The sequence below is a fragment of the Mesorhizobium muleiense genome (genome assembly GCF_900099905.1).
GTDB lineage: Bacteria > Pseudomonadota > Alphaproteobacteria > Rhizobiales > Rhizobiaceae > Mesorhizobium > Mesorhizobium muleiense.
Map to the genome: position 1 here is coordinate 227,600 of NZ_FNEE01000003.1, position 15,886 is coordinate 243,485.

At 63.3% G+C, this 15,886-nt stretch carries 16 protein-coding genes; 6 read left to right on the plus strand and 10 right to left on the minus strand.

The window, feature by feature from the left end; translation table 11 throughout:
• Window positions 1–55: 55 nt before the first annotated feature.
• The 5 genes from BLT09_RS08600 to BLT09_RS08620 form a co-directional block, all read right to left on the minus strand.
• Window positions 56–508 (minus strand): hypothetical protein, encoded by a 453-nt coding sequence (locus BLT09_RS08600; RefSeq protein WP_091592158.1) that lies wholly within the window; start codon window positions 506–508, stop codon window positions 56–58.
• On the minus strand, window positions 505–1,740 hold the full coding sequence (gene rlmN / locus BLT09_RS08605; RefSeq protein ID WP_091592160.1) for a dual-specificity RNA methyltransferase RlmN: 1,236 nt from the start codon (window positions 1,738–1,740) through the stop codon (window positions 505–507). The genes BLT09_RS08600 and rlmN overlap by 4 nt, the downstream gene beginning before the upstream one ends.
• Window positions 1,741–2,009: 269 nt before the next feature.
• Window positions 2,010–2,513, minus strand: a complete 504-nt coding sequence (locus tag BLT09_RS08610) for an invasion associated locus B family protein (RefSeq protein WP_091592451.1) — start codon at window positions 2,511–2,513, stop codon at window positions 2,010–2,012.
• A gap of 234 nt (window positions 2,514–2,747) precedes the next feature.
• Complete coding sequence (locus tag BLT09_RS08615; RefSeq protein WP_023803329.1) at window positions 2,748–3,110, minus strand: YkvA family protein; 363 nt, start codon at window positions 3,108–3,110, stop codon at window positions 2,748–2,750.
• Between the two features lie 115 nt (window positions 3,111–3,225).
• A complete protein-coding gene (locus tag BLT09_RS08620) occupies window positions 3,226–3,546 on the minus strand; it encodes a 4a-hydroxytetrahydrobiopterin dehydratase (protein WP_091592162.1) in 321 nt (106 codons plus the stop codon).
• A gap of 52 nt (window positions 3,547–3,598) precedes the next feature.
• Here BLT09_RS08620 and BLT09_RS08625 point away from each other — a divergent pair, with 52 nt between their 5' ends.
• Window positions 3,599–4,117 (plus strand): low molecular weight protein-tyrosine-phosphatase, encoded by a 519-nt coding sequence (locus BLT09_RS08625; RefSeq protein ID WP_091592165.1) that lies wholly within the window; start codon window positions 3,599–3,601, stop codon window positions 4,115–4,117.
• On the opposite strand, the gene thpR is transcribed toward BLT09_RS08625, so the two are convergent.
• Window positions 4,021–4,617 (minus strand): RNA 2',3'-cyclic phosphodiesterase, encoded by a 597-nt coding sequence (thpR, locus tag BLT09_RS08630; protein WP_027153691.1) that lies wholly within the window; start codon window positions 4,615–4,617, stop codon window positions 4,021–4,023. The genes BLT09_RS08625 and thpR overlap by 97 nt on opposite strands.
• Before the next feature lie 139 nt (window positions 4,618–4,756).
• Entirely contained in the window at window positions 4,757–5,401 is a 645-nt protein-coding gene (locus tag BLT09_RS08635) for an arylesterase (protein WP_091592453.1), read from the minus strand.
• 85 nt (window positions 5,402–5,486) lie between these two features.
• Here BLT09_RS08635 and BLT09_RS08640 point away from each other — a divergent pair, with 85 nt between their 5' ends.
• The 4 genes from BLT09_RS08640 to BLT09_RS08655 all read left to right on the plus strand — a co-directional run bounded on the left by BLT09_RS08640 (window position 5,487) and on the right by BLT09_RS08655 (window position 10,456).
• Entirely contained in the window at window positions 5,487–6,197 is a 711-nt protein-coding gene (locus tag BLT09_RS08640) for an ABC transporter ATP-binding protein (RefSeq protein WP_091592167.1), read from the plus strand.
• Window positions 6,197–8,746, plus strand: a complete 2,550-nt coding sequence (locus BLT09_RS08645; protein ID WP_091592169.1) for an ABC transporter permease — start codon at window positions 6,197–6,199, stop codon at window positions 8,744–8,746. Before BLT09_RS08640 ends, BLT09_RS08645 begins: the two co-directional genes overlap by 1 nt.
• Before the next feature lie 241 nt (window positions 8,747–8,987).
• A complete protein-coding gene (locus tag BLT09_RS08650) occupies window positions 8,988–9,767 on the plus strand; it encodes a Bax inhibitor-1/YccA family protein (RefSeq protein WP_091592171.1) in 780 nt (259 codons plus the stop codon).
• A 116-nt stretch (window positions 9,768–9,883) separates the two neighbouring features.
• Window positions 9,884–10,456 carry a GNAT family N-acetyltransferase gene (locus BLT09_RS08655; RefSeq protein WP_091592173.1) on the plus strand — a complete coding sequence of 191 codons (573 nt, stop codon included), beginning with the start codon at window positions 9,884–9,886 and terminating at the stop codon, window positions 10,454–10,456.
• On the opposite strand, the gene BLT09_RS08660 is transcribed toward BLT09_RS08655, so the two are convergent.
• Window positions 10,457–10,843, minus strand: a complete 387-nt coding sequence (locus BLT09_RS08660; RefSeq protein WP_023803338.1) for a DUF2794 domain-containing protein — start codon at window positions 10,841–10,843, stop codon at window positions 10,457–10,459. It lies immediately after the preceding gene.
• A gap of 573 nt (window positions 10,844–11,416) precedes the next feature.
• Window positions 11,417–12,211 (minus strand): DUF1223 domain-containing protein, encoded by a 795-nt coding sequence (locus tag BLT09_RS08665; RefSeq protein WP_091592176.1) that lies wholly within the window; start codon window positions 12,209–12,211, stop codon window positions 11,417–11,419.
• Window positions 12,212–12,389: 178 nt separating this feature from the next.
• Here BLT09_RS08665 and BLT09_RS08670 point away from each other — a divergent pair, with 178 nt between their 5' ends.
• On the plus strand, window positions 12,390–13,085 hold the full coding sequence (locus BLT09_RS08670; protein ID WP_091592178.1) for a ceramidase domain-containing protein: 696 nt from the start codon (window positions 12,390–12,392) through the stop codon (window positions 13,083–13,085).
• Window positions 13,086–13,170: 85 nt separating this feature from the next.
• Here the strand turns inward: BLT09_RS08670 and acnA are convergent, their stop codons facing one another.
• Window positions 13,171–15,861 carry an aconitate hydratase AcnA gene (gene acnA, locus BLT09_RS08675; RefSeq protein ID WP_091592179.1) on the minus strand — a complete coding sequence of 897 codons (2,691 nt, stop codon included), beginning with the start codon at window positions 15,859–15,861 and terminating at the stop codon, window positions 13,171–13,173.
• Window positions 15,862–15,886: the final 25 nt, after the last annotated feature.

Consider the following 15,886-nt stretch of genomic DNA (forward strand, 5'->3'; position numbering starts at 1 on the left):
ACCTATTTTTGCTTGACCATGATCGTTTCCGAAAACCGGCCTCCACTTTTCGGGATCATGGTCCGATCTGCCGCCAGCTTCCGGCCGAGCGCCCGGCGCTCAGCCAGTAGAAAATGCCGCCGACCATGCCGCTGCCGATCACGGCAGCGACGACGCGCGGGTCGGTGATCTCGAAATTGGCGTCGGCGGTCTGGTGGGCGAAGCCGAGGAAGACCGCCGCGACCACCGCGCCCGCCAGCGCATAGAACAGCCAGTCGCGCCGTCCGAGGATTTCCGAGACGAGAATCGCCACCGCTGCCGGCATAAAGGCGAAATAGGCGACGAACAGCGCAACGAAGGGGATTGAAAAATACAGCGAGGCCGTCGCCGCCGGCTGCACATGCTCCGGCGTATAGCCCAGCGACGCCAGGAACATGACGTTGAGGAAAGCGCTGGCCGCCAGCGCGGCAACGCCATAACCGATCAGGATGATGGCGAAGCGGATGAAGTAGGCGACAAGGCGGGTCACGCCTCGCCGTGCCCCGCGATCATCATTGCTTCCAGCGCGAGCCGATCGACCTTGCGCATGCGCTCGGATTCCGACTTGAGCTGGCCGCAGGCGGCGAGGATATCGCGGCCGCGCGGCGTGCGGATCGGCGAGGCATAGCCGGCATTGTTGATGTAGTCGGCGAATTTCTCGATCGTCTCCCAGTCCGAGCACTGGTAGTTGGTGCCCGGCCACGGATTGAACGGGATCAGATTGATCTTGGCTGGAATGCCCTTGAGCAGCTTGATCAGTCCCTTGGCGTCCTCGATCGAATCGTTGACGTCCTTCAGCATGACATATTCGAAGGTGATGCGGCGGGCGTTCGACAGGCCGGGATAGGCGCGGCAGGCGGCGATCAGCTCTTTCAAGGGATATTTTTTGTTGATCGGCACCAAAAGGTCGCGCAGATCGTCATTGGTGGCGTGCAGCGAGATCGCCAGCATGACTCCGATCTCGTCGCCGGTGCGGAAGATCTCCGGCACGACGCCGGAAGTCGACAGCGTGATGCGTCTCTTCGACAGGGAAAGCCCGTCGCCGTCGGACGCGATCAGCAGCGCCTTCTTCACCGCCTCGAAATTGTAGAGCGGCTCGCCCATGCCCATCATGACGATGTTGGACACTTTCCGGCCCTCGGCCGGAACGACGGCGCCATCGGGCGTGTCGCGGTCGGGGAAATCGCCGAGCCGGTCGCGGGCGGTCAGAAGCTGGGCGAGGATTTCCTCCGCGGTCAGGTTGCGCACCAGCTTCTGCGTGCCGGTGTGGCAAAAGGAGCAGGTCAGCGTGCAACCGACCTGCGAGGAGATGCAGAGCGTGCCGCGGCCTTCTTCGGGAATGTAGACGGTCTCGATCTCGACCGGCCGGCCGGCGCCGCGCGGCGGAAAGCGAAACAGCCATTTGCGCGTGCCGTCGGAGGAAATCTGCTCCTCGACGATCTCGGGCCTGGCGACGGTAAAATGCTTGCCGAGCTCGGCGCGCAGATCCTTGGAGATGTTGAACATACCGGCAAAGTCGGAGACGCCGCGCACATACATCCAGTGCCAGAGCTGCTGGGCGCGCATCCTGGCCTGGCGCTCCGGCACGATGCCTGATTCAACGAGCGCAGCGCCAAGCTCGGCGCGGGTCAGGCCGATCAGCGACGGATTTTCCGCCGGCGCGGCGCGGGCGCGCAACGCGTCACGGGCGCCTTCAGTGGTAAGGTCGAATGAGAGGGTCATTGTTGCGCCAATATAAGCGATTTACGGCCGATTACAGCATCGTGCCCGAAATGAAGCGCGGCGCATAGCACAGCTTGACGGCGGAGTCATGCAGGCGGCGGTTTCCTTCTCCCCTTGGGGGAGAAGGTGGATCGGCGCGTAGCGCCGAGCCGGATGAGGGGTGCTGGAAGGAATGAGACGTTGGTGTTCCCTGGAACACCCCTCATCCGTCGCCTTCGGCGACACCTTCTCCCACAAGGGGAGAAGGGAAGACCGCACCTAATTATTGGCTATTTGCACCTGGCGATGGACGACAGCGCCGCCGAAATGCCTTTCAGCGAAAAGACGTAGGTGGTGGTGTTGCCGCGGCCGGACTTCGCCTGCACCTTCATGTCGCTGCCGGTTTTCATCGCTGCGATCAGCACCGGCTCCTCGGCGGCGTTTTCGACCCAGGCCGACTTGCCGCGGGTGAACATCGAAAAGCTCTTGCCGTCGATGGTAACGGTGGCCTTGGAGTTTTCCTGGAAATTGTAGCCGGCGATGAATTGCGGCTCGTAAGACACTTGCTGTCCCGGCCGCTGGCTGACGAAGAAGAACATGTCGCCATGGTCAAGCGTCGGCGGCTGCTTGTCGGTCGGCACGGTCAACACATAGCAAACCTTGCCGCCCGACGCCTGGTAGCTGTAGGTGCCCCAGGCATTGTGCTGGCCGATCTTGGTTGCCGACTGCGCCAGAGCCGGCGCTGTCATGGCCACCAGTGCCAGGCTCGAAATTGTAGCAATCAATCCGCGCATCGCTTTTCCCATATATGGTGCGGAGGCAGGCCGGCTCGGCGTCCTGCCCGTCGCTTCATTTTGATTTAATCTGGGTTACCAAACGGTGAAGTTCCCTCAGGAAAAGGACATCCACCCCAGGAAACCGCCGCCATCCTTGCGCCCGTCGCTCGAAAGCGGCAGTTGCAACGTCCCTTTCGCGACTTGGATGCCACGAAAGCGGCAAGAGTTTGACTTTTCTGCCTTATCGCCGGCTCAGCCGTTGTCGGCAATCGCCTGTTTGGCGGCGAGCCGATGCGCTGACGTGATGTGGGCTTTGACGGTGGTGATCGCGGCGGTCAGCACGGCGATGTCGTCGGTAAAGCCCAGTCCGAGGACGAAGTCGGGGATGACGTCAGCCGGCAGCACGAAATAGCCCAGCGCCGCCACCAGGATGCCCTTGGCGCGCAGCGGCGTGTTCTTGTCCATGGCGCAGTAGTAGGCGGCGACCAGTTCCTCCATGAACGGGATCTGCCGGGCAGCCCGCTTGGCCGTGCGCCAGAATTTCTCGCGCACTTCGCTCTCGTCGCCCGGCTTGCCGCCAAAGCCGAAGAAATCAAAACCTGATTTTTGCGCCATCAGTCTCTCCTAACGAGGCTGCGCATGGCGTTCCACGCGCGCCTGCCAGCGGAAAATGTGGTGAAAGCGCCAGTCCACTACAAGAGCTCGGCCGTTCTGCGGTCTGAAAATCAGGCTACGGCGTCGACAGTTCTCCAACGACCTGACCGAAATAGCGGCTCATCGTCCTGGCCAGTTCGAAGTCGAGCGCGGTCAGGCCGCCGGCATCATGGGTGTTCAGCGTCACGTTCACCGTGTTGTAGACGTTCGACCAGTCGGGGTGATGGTCGATCTTCTCCGCCGCCAGGGCGACGCGGGTCATGAAGGCGAAGGCTTCGGAAAAATCACTGAATGTGAAGCTGCGCGCGATCGAGCCGCCATCCTCGGCCAGCGACCAGCCGTCGAGCCCGGCCAGCGCCTCGGCGGCCGCCTCCCTGCCCAGTTTCTCTCTCGCCATGGTCGCTTCCCGTGCTATCTGGATTTGCAGTCTTCAGCATAGTGCCGGATCGATGAGCGCCAAGCCGATAAAATCCATTCTCTTCGTCTGTCTCGGCAATATCTGCCGCTCGCCACTGGCGGAGGGCGTGTTGCGCGCCGTCCTGGCAGAGCGCGGCCTCGATCGGGATATCCTGCTCGATTCGGCCGGGACCAGCGACTGGGAAGCCGGTTCGGCACCCGACCCGCGCTCGATCTCGATCGCCAAGCGGCACGGCGTCGATATTTCCGGACAGACGGCGCGCAAGCTGGCGCCGGACGATTTTTCGCGTTTCGACCTCATTCTCGCCATGGACCGATCGAATCTCCGGGATCTTAAAGCGCTGGTGCCTGCCGCCATGCGCGACCGTGTCCATCTGTTCCTCGAGTTCGCCGAGGGAAAGGTGGGCGACGTGCCGGACCCCTATCATCAGGGGCCGGAGGCGTTTGCCTCGGTCTACCGCATGATCCGCGAAGCGTCGGAGGCGCTGGCGACGCGGCTCGATGCACGGCTGTCGGCGCCCGACAGCGGCCAGGCCTCCTCGACGATGTAGGGTCCGCCGCCGACCGAATCGCGCGACGACATCAGGACGAAGCGGCCGACACGGAAGGGCAGCGTCGAAAAATTGCCGCGCGCCGAAAGATACTGGGCGACGTCGAGCGGGCTCGAATTGCGCAACCTGGCCAGCGTCACATGCGGCATGAATTTGCGCGGGTCGGCGGGGATGCCGAGGCGCTGGCAGATGCGCTCGATCTCGGCTTGCAGCGCCGCAAGATCGGGCGAGAAGGAGACGCCGGCCCACACCGCGTGCGGTTTTTTCTGGCCGAAGGCGCCGACGCCGGACAGTGTCAGCGCGAAGGATGGGCGGTGGACACGGTCGAGCGCGTTGGCGATCTCGTCGGCGACATGGCCCTCGACATCGCCAATGAAGCGCAGCGTCATATGGTAGTTCTCGACGTCGATCCAACGGGCCCCGGGCAGGCCGCCCCGGAGCAGGGACAGCGAAAGGGCGGCATCACGCGGTATTTCGAGGGCGGTGAAAAGACGCGGCATGGCAAGCCTCCTGTCCTCGAATCGAACTCTGCCCCTAGCGAATCATCGAAAATCGAGCGGGGCAAGCGGTTTGTTGGTTGCACCTGGCCTAAAATCAAATCGTGCGGGGAATGCGTGGCATCATCGAAATCCGGTCCCTTCAAGAGTTGCCCTTAACCACGGCAATGGCTTTCTCGACATCCGGCAGTATGCGCTCGACCATGCGGTCGACGCCCTTGGCATTCGGGTGCAGACCGTCCTCAAGTTGCATAGCTGGTTCGCCGGCGACGCCGTCGAGAAAGAATGGATAGAGCGTGACGCCGTGTTTTTCCGCCAGTTTCGGGAAGATCGCGTCAAAGCCGTTCTGGTAGTCGGCGCCGAGATTGGGGGCGGCGCGCATGCCGGCCAGCAGCACGGCGATGTTGCGCTGCTTCAGCTTCGCCAGCATGGCGTCGAGATTTTTTTGGGTGATATCGGGAGAAACGCCGCGCAGCATGTCGTTGGCACCGAGTTCGAGAATGACAAGCTGCGTGCCGTCCGGCACCGACCAGTCGAGCCGCGACAGGCCGCCACTCGACGTATCGCCGGATACGCCGGCATTGGCGACGGTCACATCGTGGCCCTTGGCGCGGAGTGCTGCCTCAAGTTTCCGGGTGAAGCCTTCGTCCGGTCCGAGGCCAAATCCTGCCATCAGGCTGTCGCCGAAACCGACGATCGTGAACGGCTCGGCGCGCGCCGAAGAAATGGCGCCGCAAATTCCGAGGAAAAGGACGAAGGCTGCGGCAAGTCGGTGTTTGAAAGCCATGCGGCAGGGCCCCATATGACCGAGAACATTATACTGGCGGTAGGCGGAATTCTGCCCTCCCTTTCCCATATAGGACGATTTTATTTTGACAGAAGCCGTCATCGCGCTGAAAAACGTATCGCTGACGCTCGGCGAAGGAGCGTCTTCCGTCCATGTCCTGAAAGGCGTCAGCCTCGACGTAGCAAGTGGCGAGGCGACCGGCATTGTCGGGCCGTCGGGCTCGGGAAAGTCGACGCTGCTGATGGTTTTGGCCGGTTTGGAAAGTGTCGATTCGGGGACGGTTCGAATTGCCGGCGAACTGCTGAACGGCAAGAGCGAAGACCAGATCGCATCGTTTCGTGGGCGAAACATTGGCATCGTCTTCCAGTCTTTCCACCTCATTCCCAACATGACAGCGCTCGAAAATGTCGCAGTGCCGCTGGAACTAGCCGGCCATGCCGATCCGTTCGAGGTGGCGGCGCGGGAGCTCGAGGCGGTGGGCTTGAGCGACCGCGTCACTCACTATCCCGGCGAATTGTCCGGCGGCGAACAGCAGCGTGTGGCGATCGCCCGGGCGCTGGCGCCTTCGCCGCGCATCCTGATCGCCGACGAGCCAACCGGCAACCTGGACCAGACAACGGGACGGCAGGTAGCCGATCTGCTGTTCGCCAAAGCGGCCGAGCGCGGCATGACGCTGGTGCTGGTCACCCACGATCCGGCGCTCGCCGCACGCTGCTCCCGGCAGGTGTCGATGCGGTCGGGCCGGATCGAGGATGCGCCAGAACCAGTTCCAAAGCTTGGCAAGGTGCCGGCCTGATGCCGCTGTCGCGCACGCTGAAGCTCGCCTTCCGCTTTTCGCTGCGCGAGATGCGCGGCGGGCTGTCCGGCTTCCTGATCTTCCTTGCCTGCATTGCGCTTGGCGTCGCGGCGATCGGCGGTGTCAATTCGGTGGCCCGGGCGATTACCGCCGGTGTCGCCAACGAAGGCCAGTCGCTGCTCGGCGGCGATCTTCGTTTCCAGCTCAATCAGCGCGCCGCGACGCAGGCCGAGCACGTCTTTCTTGACGGGCTGGGCACGGTCTCGCACAGCGCCAACATGCGCTCGATGGCGCGGCTCGAGGACGGCTCCGACCAGGCGCTGGTCGAGGCCAAGGCGGTCGACGGCGCCTATCCGCTCTATGGCGCGCTGCAGACCGAGCCGGCGCTGTCGAAGCAGGAATTGTTCGGCGAACAATCCGGTGTTTTCGGCGCCGCCGCACCCGACCTTTTGTTCGAGCGGCTGAACCTTCGGATCGGCGACCGGCTGAAGCTGGGCAGCGCCACCTTCGAACTGCGCGCCCGGCTCGTCAACGAGCCGGACGCGGTATCCGACGGCTTCGGCTTTGCGCCGCGGCTGATGATCTCGACCGACGGGCTTGCCGCTTCCGGTTTGATCCAGCCCGGCAGCCTGGTCGAGAACGCCTACAAGGTGCGCCTGCCCGGCGGCACCGGCGAGGCGCGCATAAAAGCCATTCAGGATCAGGCGGCGGAGGAGTTTCCCGAGTCCGGCTGGTCGATCCGCACGCGCAGCAACGCAGCACCGGCATTGTCCGCCAATATCGAGCGGTTTTCGCAGTTCCTGACGCTGGTCGGGCTGACGGCGCTGGTGGTCGGCGGCGTCGGCGTGGCCAATGCGGTGCGCGCCTATCTCGACGGCAAGCGCGGCGTCATCGCCACCTTCAAGAGCCTGGGGGCTTCGGGCGGTTTCGTCTTTGCCGTCTACCTGGTGCAGATCCTGATGATCGCCGTGCTTGGCGTCACGCTCGGCGTCGTGCTTGGCGCGCTGATGCCGTTCGCGGCGAGCGCGGCGCTGCAGTCGATCATTCCGGTGCCGGCGGAAGGCGGATTCTATCCCGGCGCGCTCGGCATGGCGGCGCTGTTCGGGCTGCTGGTGACGCTGGCTTTCGCCTTGCTGCCGCTCGGCCGGGCGCGCGACGTGCCGGCGACGGCGCTGTTTCGTGAAATGGGTTTTGAGGGCCGCGGTTTTCCGCGCCCGCTCTACACGGCGGCGGCGCTCGGCATCGCGCTGCTGCTGGCGGCGCTGGCCATTCTGTTTTCCGGCGACCGCTACATCGCCTCGATCTTCGTCGGCGCCACCATTTTTGCTTTTTTGGTGCTGCGCCTTGTCGGCGCGCTGGTGCAGTGGGCCGCCAAAAGGAGCCCGCGCGTTGGCTCGACGGTGCTCAGGCTCGCCCTCGGCAACATCCATCGGCCAGGCGCCTTGACGCCGTCGGTGGTGTTGTCGCTGGGACTGGGGCTGACGCTTCTGGTGACGCTGGCGCTGATCGACGGCAATCTCAGGCGGCAGATTTCCGGCAACCTGCCGGAGCGGGCGCCGAACTTCTTCTTCGTCGACATCCAGAGCAGCGATGTCGATGCGTTCTCGGCGCTGGTCGGCAGGGAGGCGCGGCAAGGCACGCTGGTCAAGGTGCCGATGCTGCGCGGCCGGGTGATGGCGCTGAACGGCGTCGACGTCGACAAGGTCAAGGTCCCGGCGGAAGGGGCCTGGGTGCTGCGCGGCGATCGCGGGCTGACCTACGAGGCCAGAATTCCTGCGAATGCGACGCTGACCGAAGGGACATGGTGGCCGGACAATTATGCCGGCGAGCCGTTGGTGTCGTTTTCGGCCGAGGAAGGCAAAGAGATCGGGCTGAAACTCGGCGATACCGTCACCGTCAACGTGCTTGGCCGCAACGTGACGGCGAAGATCGCCAATTTCCGCCAGGTCGAGTGGGAGACGATGGGCATCAATTTCGTCATGGTGTTCTCGCCCAGCACATTTGCCGGCGCGCCGCACAGCTGGCTGGCGACGCTCACCGAAAAGGGCGCGTCGCCGGCCGACGATGCCCGTCTTCTCAACGCCGTCACCCGTGCCTTTCCCGCGGTGACGACAGTCAGGGTCAAGGACGCGCTCGACATCGTCAACCGGCTGGTGGCGCAACTCGGCACCGCGATCAGGGCCGCGGCCGGGGTGGCGCTGATCGCCTCGGTGCTGGTGCTGGCCGGCGCGTTGGCGGCCGGCAACCGCGCCCGCATCCACGATGCGGTGGTGCTGAAGACGCTGGGCGCCACCAGGAAGACGCTGATCGCGGCCTTTTCGCTGGAATACATGCTGATCGGCCTCGCCACCGCGATCTTCGCGCTGGCGGCAGGCGGCATTGCGGCGTGGTTCGTTGTCGCGCGCGTCATGACGCTGCCGTCGCATTTCATGCCCGATGTGGCGGTGGCCACAATAGTCTTTGCTTTGCTGGTCACGGTCGGCATCGGCCTCGCCGGCACCTGGCGGGTGCTGGGCCACAAGGCGGCGCCGGTGCTGCGCAATCTCTGATCTGCAAGGGTCGGCAAGCTCAACGCGACCGGGATTTGGTTAAATCTTGTTAATGTTGGGCTTCGGACGGCCGATAAATCCGGATTTTTGCTACTTCACGAAGCATTACGCCCGGTTACGGTCTTGTTCTTGACGCCAATAACCATCATATTTCGCGGCAGGCATGCTGGAGCCCCGCCAGCGGCGCCTCGGTCCAAATCGACCGGACACCGGACGGGGCAGAAGCAATATGAGGATTTCCATGGCTGAACCCGTTCGCAATTATCAGACGCGTGCCGTGCCCGGCGTCGGCGTCGATGCTGCTATCGACCAGGGCCTGCGCGCTTATATGATCAAGGTCTACAATCTGATGGGGCTTGGCCTCCTCATCACCGGCCTCGCCGCGGTCGGAACGATCATGCTGGCCACCACCACCGATCCGGCTTCGGCGGTCGCTACGCTGCCGAACGGCGATATGCTGACATCCTTCGGCTACGCGATCTTCGGCTCGCCGCTGAAATGGCTGGTGATCTTTGCCCCCCTGGCAGCGGTGCTGTTCCTGTCGTTTCGCGTCCAGTCGATGAGCGTTTCGGCCGCGCAGACGACGTTCTGGGTCTATGCCGGCCTCGTCGGCCTGTCACTGTCGTCGATCTTCCTGGTCTACACCACCGCCAGCATCTCGCAGACCTTCTTCGCCACCGCCGCCGCCTTTGGCGGACTGTCGCTCTACGGCTACACGACCAAGCGCGATCTTTCCGCGCTCGGTTCGTTCCTGATCATGGGCCTGGTCGGTCTGATCATCGCAAGTGTGATCAACATCTTCCTGCAGTCGTCGGCGCTTTCCTTCGCCGTTTCGGCGATCGGCGTGCTGATCTTCGCAGGGCTGACCGCCTACGACACGCAGAACATCAAGGAGATGTATTTCGAGGGCGACGAGACTGATGTCGCCGGCCGCAAGGCTATCATGGGCGCTCTGAGGCTCTATCTCGACTTCATCAACCTGTTCATGTTCCTGCTGCAGTTCATGGGCGATCGCCGTTAATAACGGCCCCTTGAGTCTGTGGACCAGCGAATTTGGAAAGGGCGGCCCAACGGCCGCCCTTTCCTTCTGTGCCGGCCTTGCTGTTATAGAAGGCAGATGAACGGCTTGCACAAATTATGAGCAGCATCACGATACGCGGCGCGACAGCGGCCGATCTCGACCGGATCACCGCCATCTATGCCGATGCGGTGATCCACGGCACGGCGAGCTACGAACTGGAGCCGCCTGATCGTGCCGAGATGGGCGAGCGCTTCGACAGTTTGATAGCGGGCGGCTTTCCCTATCTGGTGGCGGAAAAGGCCGGCATCGTGCTCGGTTATGCCTATGCCGGCGCCTTCCGGGCGCGGCCTGCGTACCGGTTCATCGTCGAAGATTCCGTCTATGTCGCGCCAGAGGCCAAGGGCCATGGCATCGGGCTGAAGCTGATGCAAGGGCTGATCGCGGCGGCCGAGGCGGCGGGCTTCCGCCAGATCATCGCGGTGATCGGCGACGGTCGGCCGGACAGTGCCTCGGTCCGGCTGCATGAAAAGCTCGGCTTTCGCCATTCGGGCCGTCTGGAAGCCTCCGGCTACAAGCTCGGACGCTGGCTCGACACGGTGTTCATGCAACTGCCGATCAATGGCGGGTCTCAGGTTCCGCCCGATCCCAACTCACTGCCGGAACGGAGATTCCGGAAGCACAACAAGTAGTTAGGCCTCGACAAGTTTCAGCGTGCGGTCGAACACGCCAAGCACGCGGCCAAGCTCCTGGCCGCGCTTAAGGATGCGGCCGCCGGCGGCGATGACGGCGAAAGCCCCTTGCCGGCGCGCCAGCTTCGGATCCTTGACGATCTGGAACAGCGGCACCTCGCTGGTGCGACGGAAGACGGAAAAGACGGCGCGGTCGGCAAGATGGTCGATGGCGTAGTCGCGCCATTCATTGGCGGCGACCATGCGCCCGTAAAGCCTCAGGATCTGGTCCAATTCACGCCGGTCGAACCGCACCGGCTGGTCGAGGCGTTCACGTCTTGCCTCATGCAGCGGGATCAGTATTGCGGATGCGTCCCCATCCTCCGTCCCACTGCCGTGATCAGTCATGCCTCGATCCCTTCGAATGAATCTTACATTAATCAAAGTTGGCGCTTTCGCCATGGAATTGCAAGCCCGGCTGGGGAAAGGGCGGCGGCGCAACGCTTCCGCGGTGTCCAGTCACGTTTATAAAAACGCCCGTTGAAATTGGTGATGCTTTGCCACAATCCTGCCTTCTTTTAACCGCGCTAAAGCCCCAATCTCCGACGAATTTACGGGTGTTGCCTGAGACGGTTCGGTCCGGCACTGGCTCGTAAACCCCAAGCCCCCCGCCCACGGGTCTGCGTCGGATCGAACCAACCTCGGTTTCTCCCTTGGAGAAATCGAGCGCGACGATCCCAAAACCTAAATGACCGGCGTCAGAAGCAAGCTGACGTCGGTTTTTTATTTTATTGGCCGAGTGAATGCGCGGCCTTCCCTTCTCCCCTTGTGGGAGAAGGTGGATCGGCGCGCAGCGCCGAGACGGATGAGGGGTGCTGGAAGGAATGAGGCGGCGGCGATTTCAAGCAATTGCCAAGCTGGAACACCCCTCATCCGTCGCCTTCGGCGACACCTTCTCCCACAAGGGGAGAAGGAGAGACCTCAAGGCTTGTGGATCAGGGCGGCGCCCAGGATGGGGCCTGGCATGCCGTCCTTGCCCACCGATTGCAGCAGCACGGCGCAGCCGCCTTTCTTGGCAATCACGCTCATCGGCAATTCGTAGCGCTGCGCCTTGCCGTGCCACATGCCGGCGGTCTGGATGCCGGAGACGGCGTTCCAATAGGTCATGCTGCGGCCGGTGTTCTCGCCCTTGCCGATCTTGATCGTCTGCGGCGGGTCGAAATAGACGATGACGACATGGGCATCGCTGGGGCCGCTCCCGGCATCGCCGGCGTCGATGATGACGCGGTCGCTGGTCCGGCTGACGTCGATGGGGACCTGCATGCCTTCGCCGGACGTTTCCATGCGGGCGAGCGCGCCGTCGACTTCCTCGCGGCGGGCGCCGTTGACATGGCTGCGGCCATTGATGACGGCCTGCGGCGTATAGACCGAGCGGCTGCCGAAGGCACGCATATATTCATACTGCCGTTCGGTGTTCTCCTTGCGGCTCAGCGTGTCCTTCCAACCGAGATAATCCCAGTAGTCGACGTGATAGGCGAGCGCGACGATGTTCTCCTTGGCGGCAAGCTCGGCGAAAAATGCATCGGCCGGCAGGCAGGAACTGCAGCCCTGGCTGGTGAAGAGCTCGACCACGCCCAAGGGCTGGCCGACCAGGGATTTATCTGTCTGGGAGCGGTCGGCCTCGCCGGCAAGCGCATTGGCGGCAAGGCCAGCTCCGGCAAGCACCGAGAGGGCCAGCGCAAACGCCGCAAGCCGCAATGGTCTTCGAGGTGTCATGGCCGTTTCGACTCCCGCCGGTGATGGCCGGCTTTGTTCTGGTTGGCGAAATATGTGGCAGAAGCGGCAGTCAACGGGAAGTCACGTTGCGGTGAAATTCTACCGTTGCGACAAACTGCAAGGGCGCAACAGGATGGGCTACACTTCAAGGTAGATACCGATTCGGGCGACAATCAGCATGTGGCAAACTCTCCTGACGCCGGTCGACCTGTACTGCGAGCGGGTCGGGCCAGAGTTCTGGGCCGAGCCGGTCAACGCACTGACCAATCTGGCTTTTCTTGTCGCCGGGCTATGGGGTGTCCGGGAGGTGCGCCGGCGCGGCACAGGCATCTTTGCCGAAATGCTGGCCTGGTGGGTGGTGGCGATCGGCATCGGCTCGGCGCTGTTCCACACCTTTGCCAACCATGCCACGGTCTGGGCCGACGTGCTGCCGATCGGCGGGTTCACGCTGGCCTACACGCTGTTCAACCTGCGCCGTTTCCTCGCTATGAGATGGGGCAAGGCGATCGCCATCTTCTTCGCCTTCTATGCCGTCACCGGGTTGTTGACCTGGGCCGTGCCGGACTGGCTGCGCCAGGCATCGAACGGCACGACCGGCTACCTGCCGCCCTTCCTGGCGCTCGCCTTCTTCGGCGCCTGGGTGGCGGCGAGCGGCAACCGCGCCGGCTGGTACAATCTGGCGGGCTCGGCGATCTTCGTCGTGTCGGTCATCTTCAGGACGATCGATCCGCTGGTCTGCGGCAGCTTCCCGCTCGGCACGCATTTCCTGTGGCACATCCTCAACGGGCTGATGCTCGGCGTGCTGCTGGCGGCGGCGGCGCGGTTCGGAGGGCCGAAATTAGGGCAGTATGGCAGTAGGGCAGTAGGGCAGTAGGAGTAGGGAATAGGACGAGGCAGCGGAGGCGACTTTCCCCTACTGCCTTACTGCCTTACTGCCCTACTCCCCTATTCCCTTCACGTTATGCGGCCAGATCGCGCAGCACATATTGCAGGATGCCGCCGTTCTTGAAGTAGTCGAGCTCGTCCAGCGTATCGATGCGGCAGATGATCGGAATGTTCTTCACCGTGCCGTCGCCATAAGTGATCTTCGCAATCATCTTCTGGCGCGGCTTGATGGCGCTCAGCCCGTCGATTTCGACCAGTTCGTCGCCCTTGAGGTTGAGCGAGGCCCATGAGGTGCCCTCCTCGAAGACGAACGGGATGACCCCCATGCCGACCAGGTTCGAGCGGTGGATGCGCTCGAAGGACTGAGCGATGACGGCGCGAACACCCAACAGGTTGGTGCCCTTGGCCGCCCAGTCGCGCGACGAGCCGTTGCCGTATTCGACACCGGCGAAGATGACCAGCGGCACGCCTTCCTTCTTGTACTCCATGGCGGCGTCGTAGATCGATTTCTCTTCCTTCGACGGATAGTGGATCGTGTAGCCGCCCTCGCGGCCGTTCTCGCCCAGCATGTGGTTGCGGATGCGGATATTGGCGAAGGTGCCGCGCATCATCACCTCGTGATTGCCGCGCCGTGTGCCGTATTGATTGAAGTCGGCAACGCCGACGCCATGATCGATGAGGTACTTGCCGGCCGGCGAGGCCGCCTTGATCGAGCCGGCCGGTGAGATGTGGTCGGTGGTGATCTTGTCGCCGAACAGGCCGAGCACGCGGGCGCCCTTGATGTCGCCGATTGTGCCGAAGCCCGATGTCATGCCAGCGAAGTAGGGCGGGTTCTGCACATAGGTCGAATTGTTGTCCCAGGAATAGGTCTGGCCTTCCGGCGCCTTGACGTTCTGCCAGTATTCGTCGCCCTTGAAGACGTCGGCATATTTGCGGGCGAACAGTTCGCGCGTCACGTTCTTCTCGATGAACTCCTGGATCTCGACCGAACTCGGCCAGATGTCCCTGAGGTAGACCGGGTTGCCGTCGCGGTCCTCGCCGACCGGTTCGGTGGTCAGGTCCTTGGTCACGGTCCCGGCGAGCGCGTGGGCGACCACCAGCGGCGGCGAAGCGAGGTAGTTCGCCTGCACGTCGGGCGAGACGCGGCCTTCGAAATTGCGGTTGCCGGAAAGCACCGCGGCAGCAATCAAGCCCTTGTCGTTGATGGTTCTGGAGATCGGCGCCGGCAACGGGCCGGAATTGCCGATGCAGGTGGTGCAGCCGAAGCCGACCAGATTGAAGCCGATCTGGTCCAGTTCCTTCTGCAGGCCGGATTTCTCCAGATATTCGGCGACGACCTGGCTGCCCGGCGCCAGCGATGTCTTGACCCACGGCTTCTGCTTGAGCCCGAGCCGGTTGGCGTTGCGTGCCAGCAACCCGGCGCCGATCAGCACGCTCGGGTTCGACGTGTTGGTGCAGGAGGTGATGGCGGCAATGACGACGTCGCCATGGCCAAGGTCGTAGTCGGTGCCCTCGACGGCATAGCGCTTGTCGATTTCGACCGCCTTCTTGTACTCGGTTTCCATCGCCTTGACAAAGCCGGCCGGAATGCCTTCAAGCGCGACCCGGCCCTCTGGACGCTTGGGGCCGGCCATCGACGGCACGACACTGCCGAGATCGAGCTCGAGCAGGTCGGTGAAGACCGGATCGGCCGACCCGGTATCGCGCCACATGCCTTGCGCCTTGGCGTATGCCTCGACCAGCGCGATGCGGTTTTCCTCGCGGCCGGACATGGTGAGGTAGCGGATGGTTTCGCCATCGACCGGAAAGAAGCCGCAGGTCGCGCCATATTCGGGCGCCATGTTGCCGATGGTGGCGCGGTCGGCCAGCGTCATGTTGGACAGACCCGGACCGAAGAATTCGACGAACTTGCCGACGACGCCCTTCTTGCGCAGCATCTGCGTGACGGTGAGCACGAGATCGGTGGCGGTGACGCCTTCCCTGAGCCTGCCGGTGAGCCGGAAGCCGATGACTTCGGGCAACAGCATGGAGACGGGCTGGCCGAGCATCGCGGCCTCGGCCTCGATGCCGCCGACGCCCCAGCCGAGCACGCCAAGGCCATTGATCATGGTGGTGTGCGAATCGGTGCCGACGCAGGTATCGGGGTAGGCGGTGGTTTCGCCGCCTTCAGTGTTGGTCCACACGACCTGGCCGAGATATTCGAGATTGACCTGGTGGCAGATGCCGGTGCCGGGCGGCACGACGCGGAAATTGCGGAAGGCCTGCTGGCCCCATTTCAGGAATTTGTAGCGTTCCTCGTTGCGCTCGTACTCAAGCTCGACATTCCTGGCGAAAGCCAGCGGCGTGCCGAACTCATCGACGATGACCGAGTGATCGATGACCAGGTCGACCGGCACCAGCGGATTGATCTTTTGCGGGTCGCCGCCGAGCGAGGCCATGGCATCGCGCATGGCGGCCAGGTCGACCACTGCCGGAACGCCGGTGAAATCCTGCATCAGCACGCGGGCCGGGCGATAGGCGATCTCGACCCCGGCGGTGCCCCTGTCGGTCAGCCAGCCGGCAACCGCCTGGATGCTCTCCTTGGTGACGGAACGGCCGTCCTCGTTGCGCAGCAGGTTCTCCAGCAGCACCTTCATCGAATAGGGCAACTGGGCGATGCCGGTGAGGCCGTTCTTCTCGGCCTCGACGAGGTCGTAGTAAACATAGTCGGAGCCGCCCGCGGTCAGCGTGCGACGGCAATTGAAACTATCGAGGGATTTTGACACGTGCGATCCGTCCTGTCTGTTCAGC

Coding starts and splice junctions, on each gene's coding strand:
- BLT09_RS08620 (WP_091592162.1), bottom strand. CDS start 3,546: ATGGCGAGAGAGAAACTGGGCAGGGAGGCGGCCGCCGAGGCGCTGGCC.
- BLT09_RS08655 (WP_091592173.1), top strand. CDS start 9,884: ATGAGCAGCATCACGATACGCGGCGCGACAGCGGCCGATCTCGACCGG.
- thpR (WP_027153691.1), bottom strand. CDS start 4,617: ATGCCGCGTCTTTTCACCGCCCTCGAAATACCGCGTGATGCCGCCCTT.
- BLT09_RS08650 (WP_091592171.1), top strand. CDS start 8,988: ATGGCTGAACCCGTTCGCAATTATCAGACGCGTGCCGTGCCCGGCGTC.
- BLT09_RS08665 (WP_091592176.1), bottom strand. CDS start 12,211: ATGACACCTCGAAGACCATTGCGGCTTGCGGCGTTTGCGCTGGCCCTC.
- BLT09_RS08670 (WP_091592178.1), top strand. CDS start 12,390: ATGTGGCAAACTCTCCTGACGCCGGTCGACCTGTACTGCGAGCGGGTC.
- BLT09_RS08615 (WP_023803329.1), bottom strand. CDS start 3,110: ATGGCGCAAAAATCAGGTTTTGATTTCTTCGGCTTTGGCGGCAAGCCG.
- rlmN (WP_091592160.1), bottom strand. CDS start 1,740: ATGACCCTCTCATTCGACCTTACCACTGAAGGCGCCCGTGACGCGTTG.
- BLT09_RS08610 (WP_091592451.1), bottom strand. CDS start 2,513: ATGCGCGGATTGATTGCTACAATTTCGAGCCTGGCACTGGTGGCCATG.
- BLT09_RS08625 (WP_091592165.1), top strand. CDS start 3,599: ATGAGCGCCAAGCCGATAAAATCCATTCTCTTCGTCTGTCTCGGCAAT.
- BLT09_RS08645 (WP_091592169.1), top strand. CDS start 6,197: ATGCCGCTGTCGCGCACGCTGAAGCTCGCCTTCCGCTTTTCGCTGCGC.
- BLT09_RS08635 (WP_091592453.1), bottom strand. CDS start 5,401: ATGGCTTTCAAACACCGACTTGCCGCAGCCTTCGTCCTTTTCCTCGGA.
- BLT09_RS08660 (WP_023803338.1), bottom strand. CDS start 10,843: ATGACTGATCACGGCAGTGGGACGGAGGATGGGGACGCATCCGCAATA.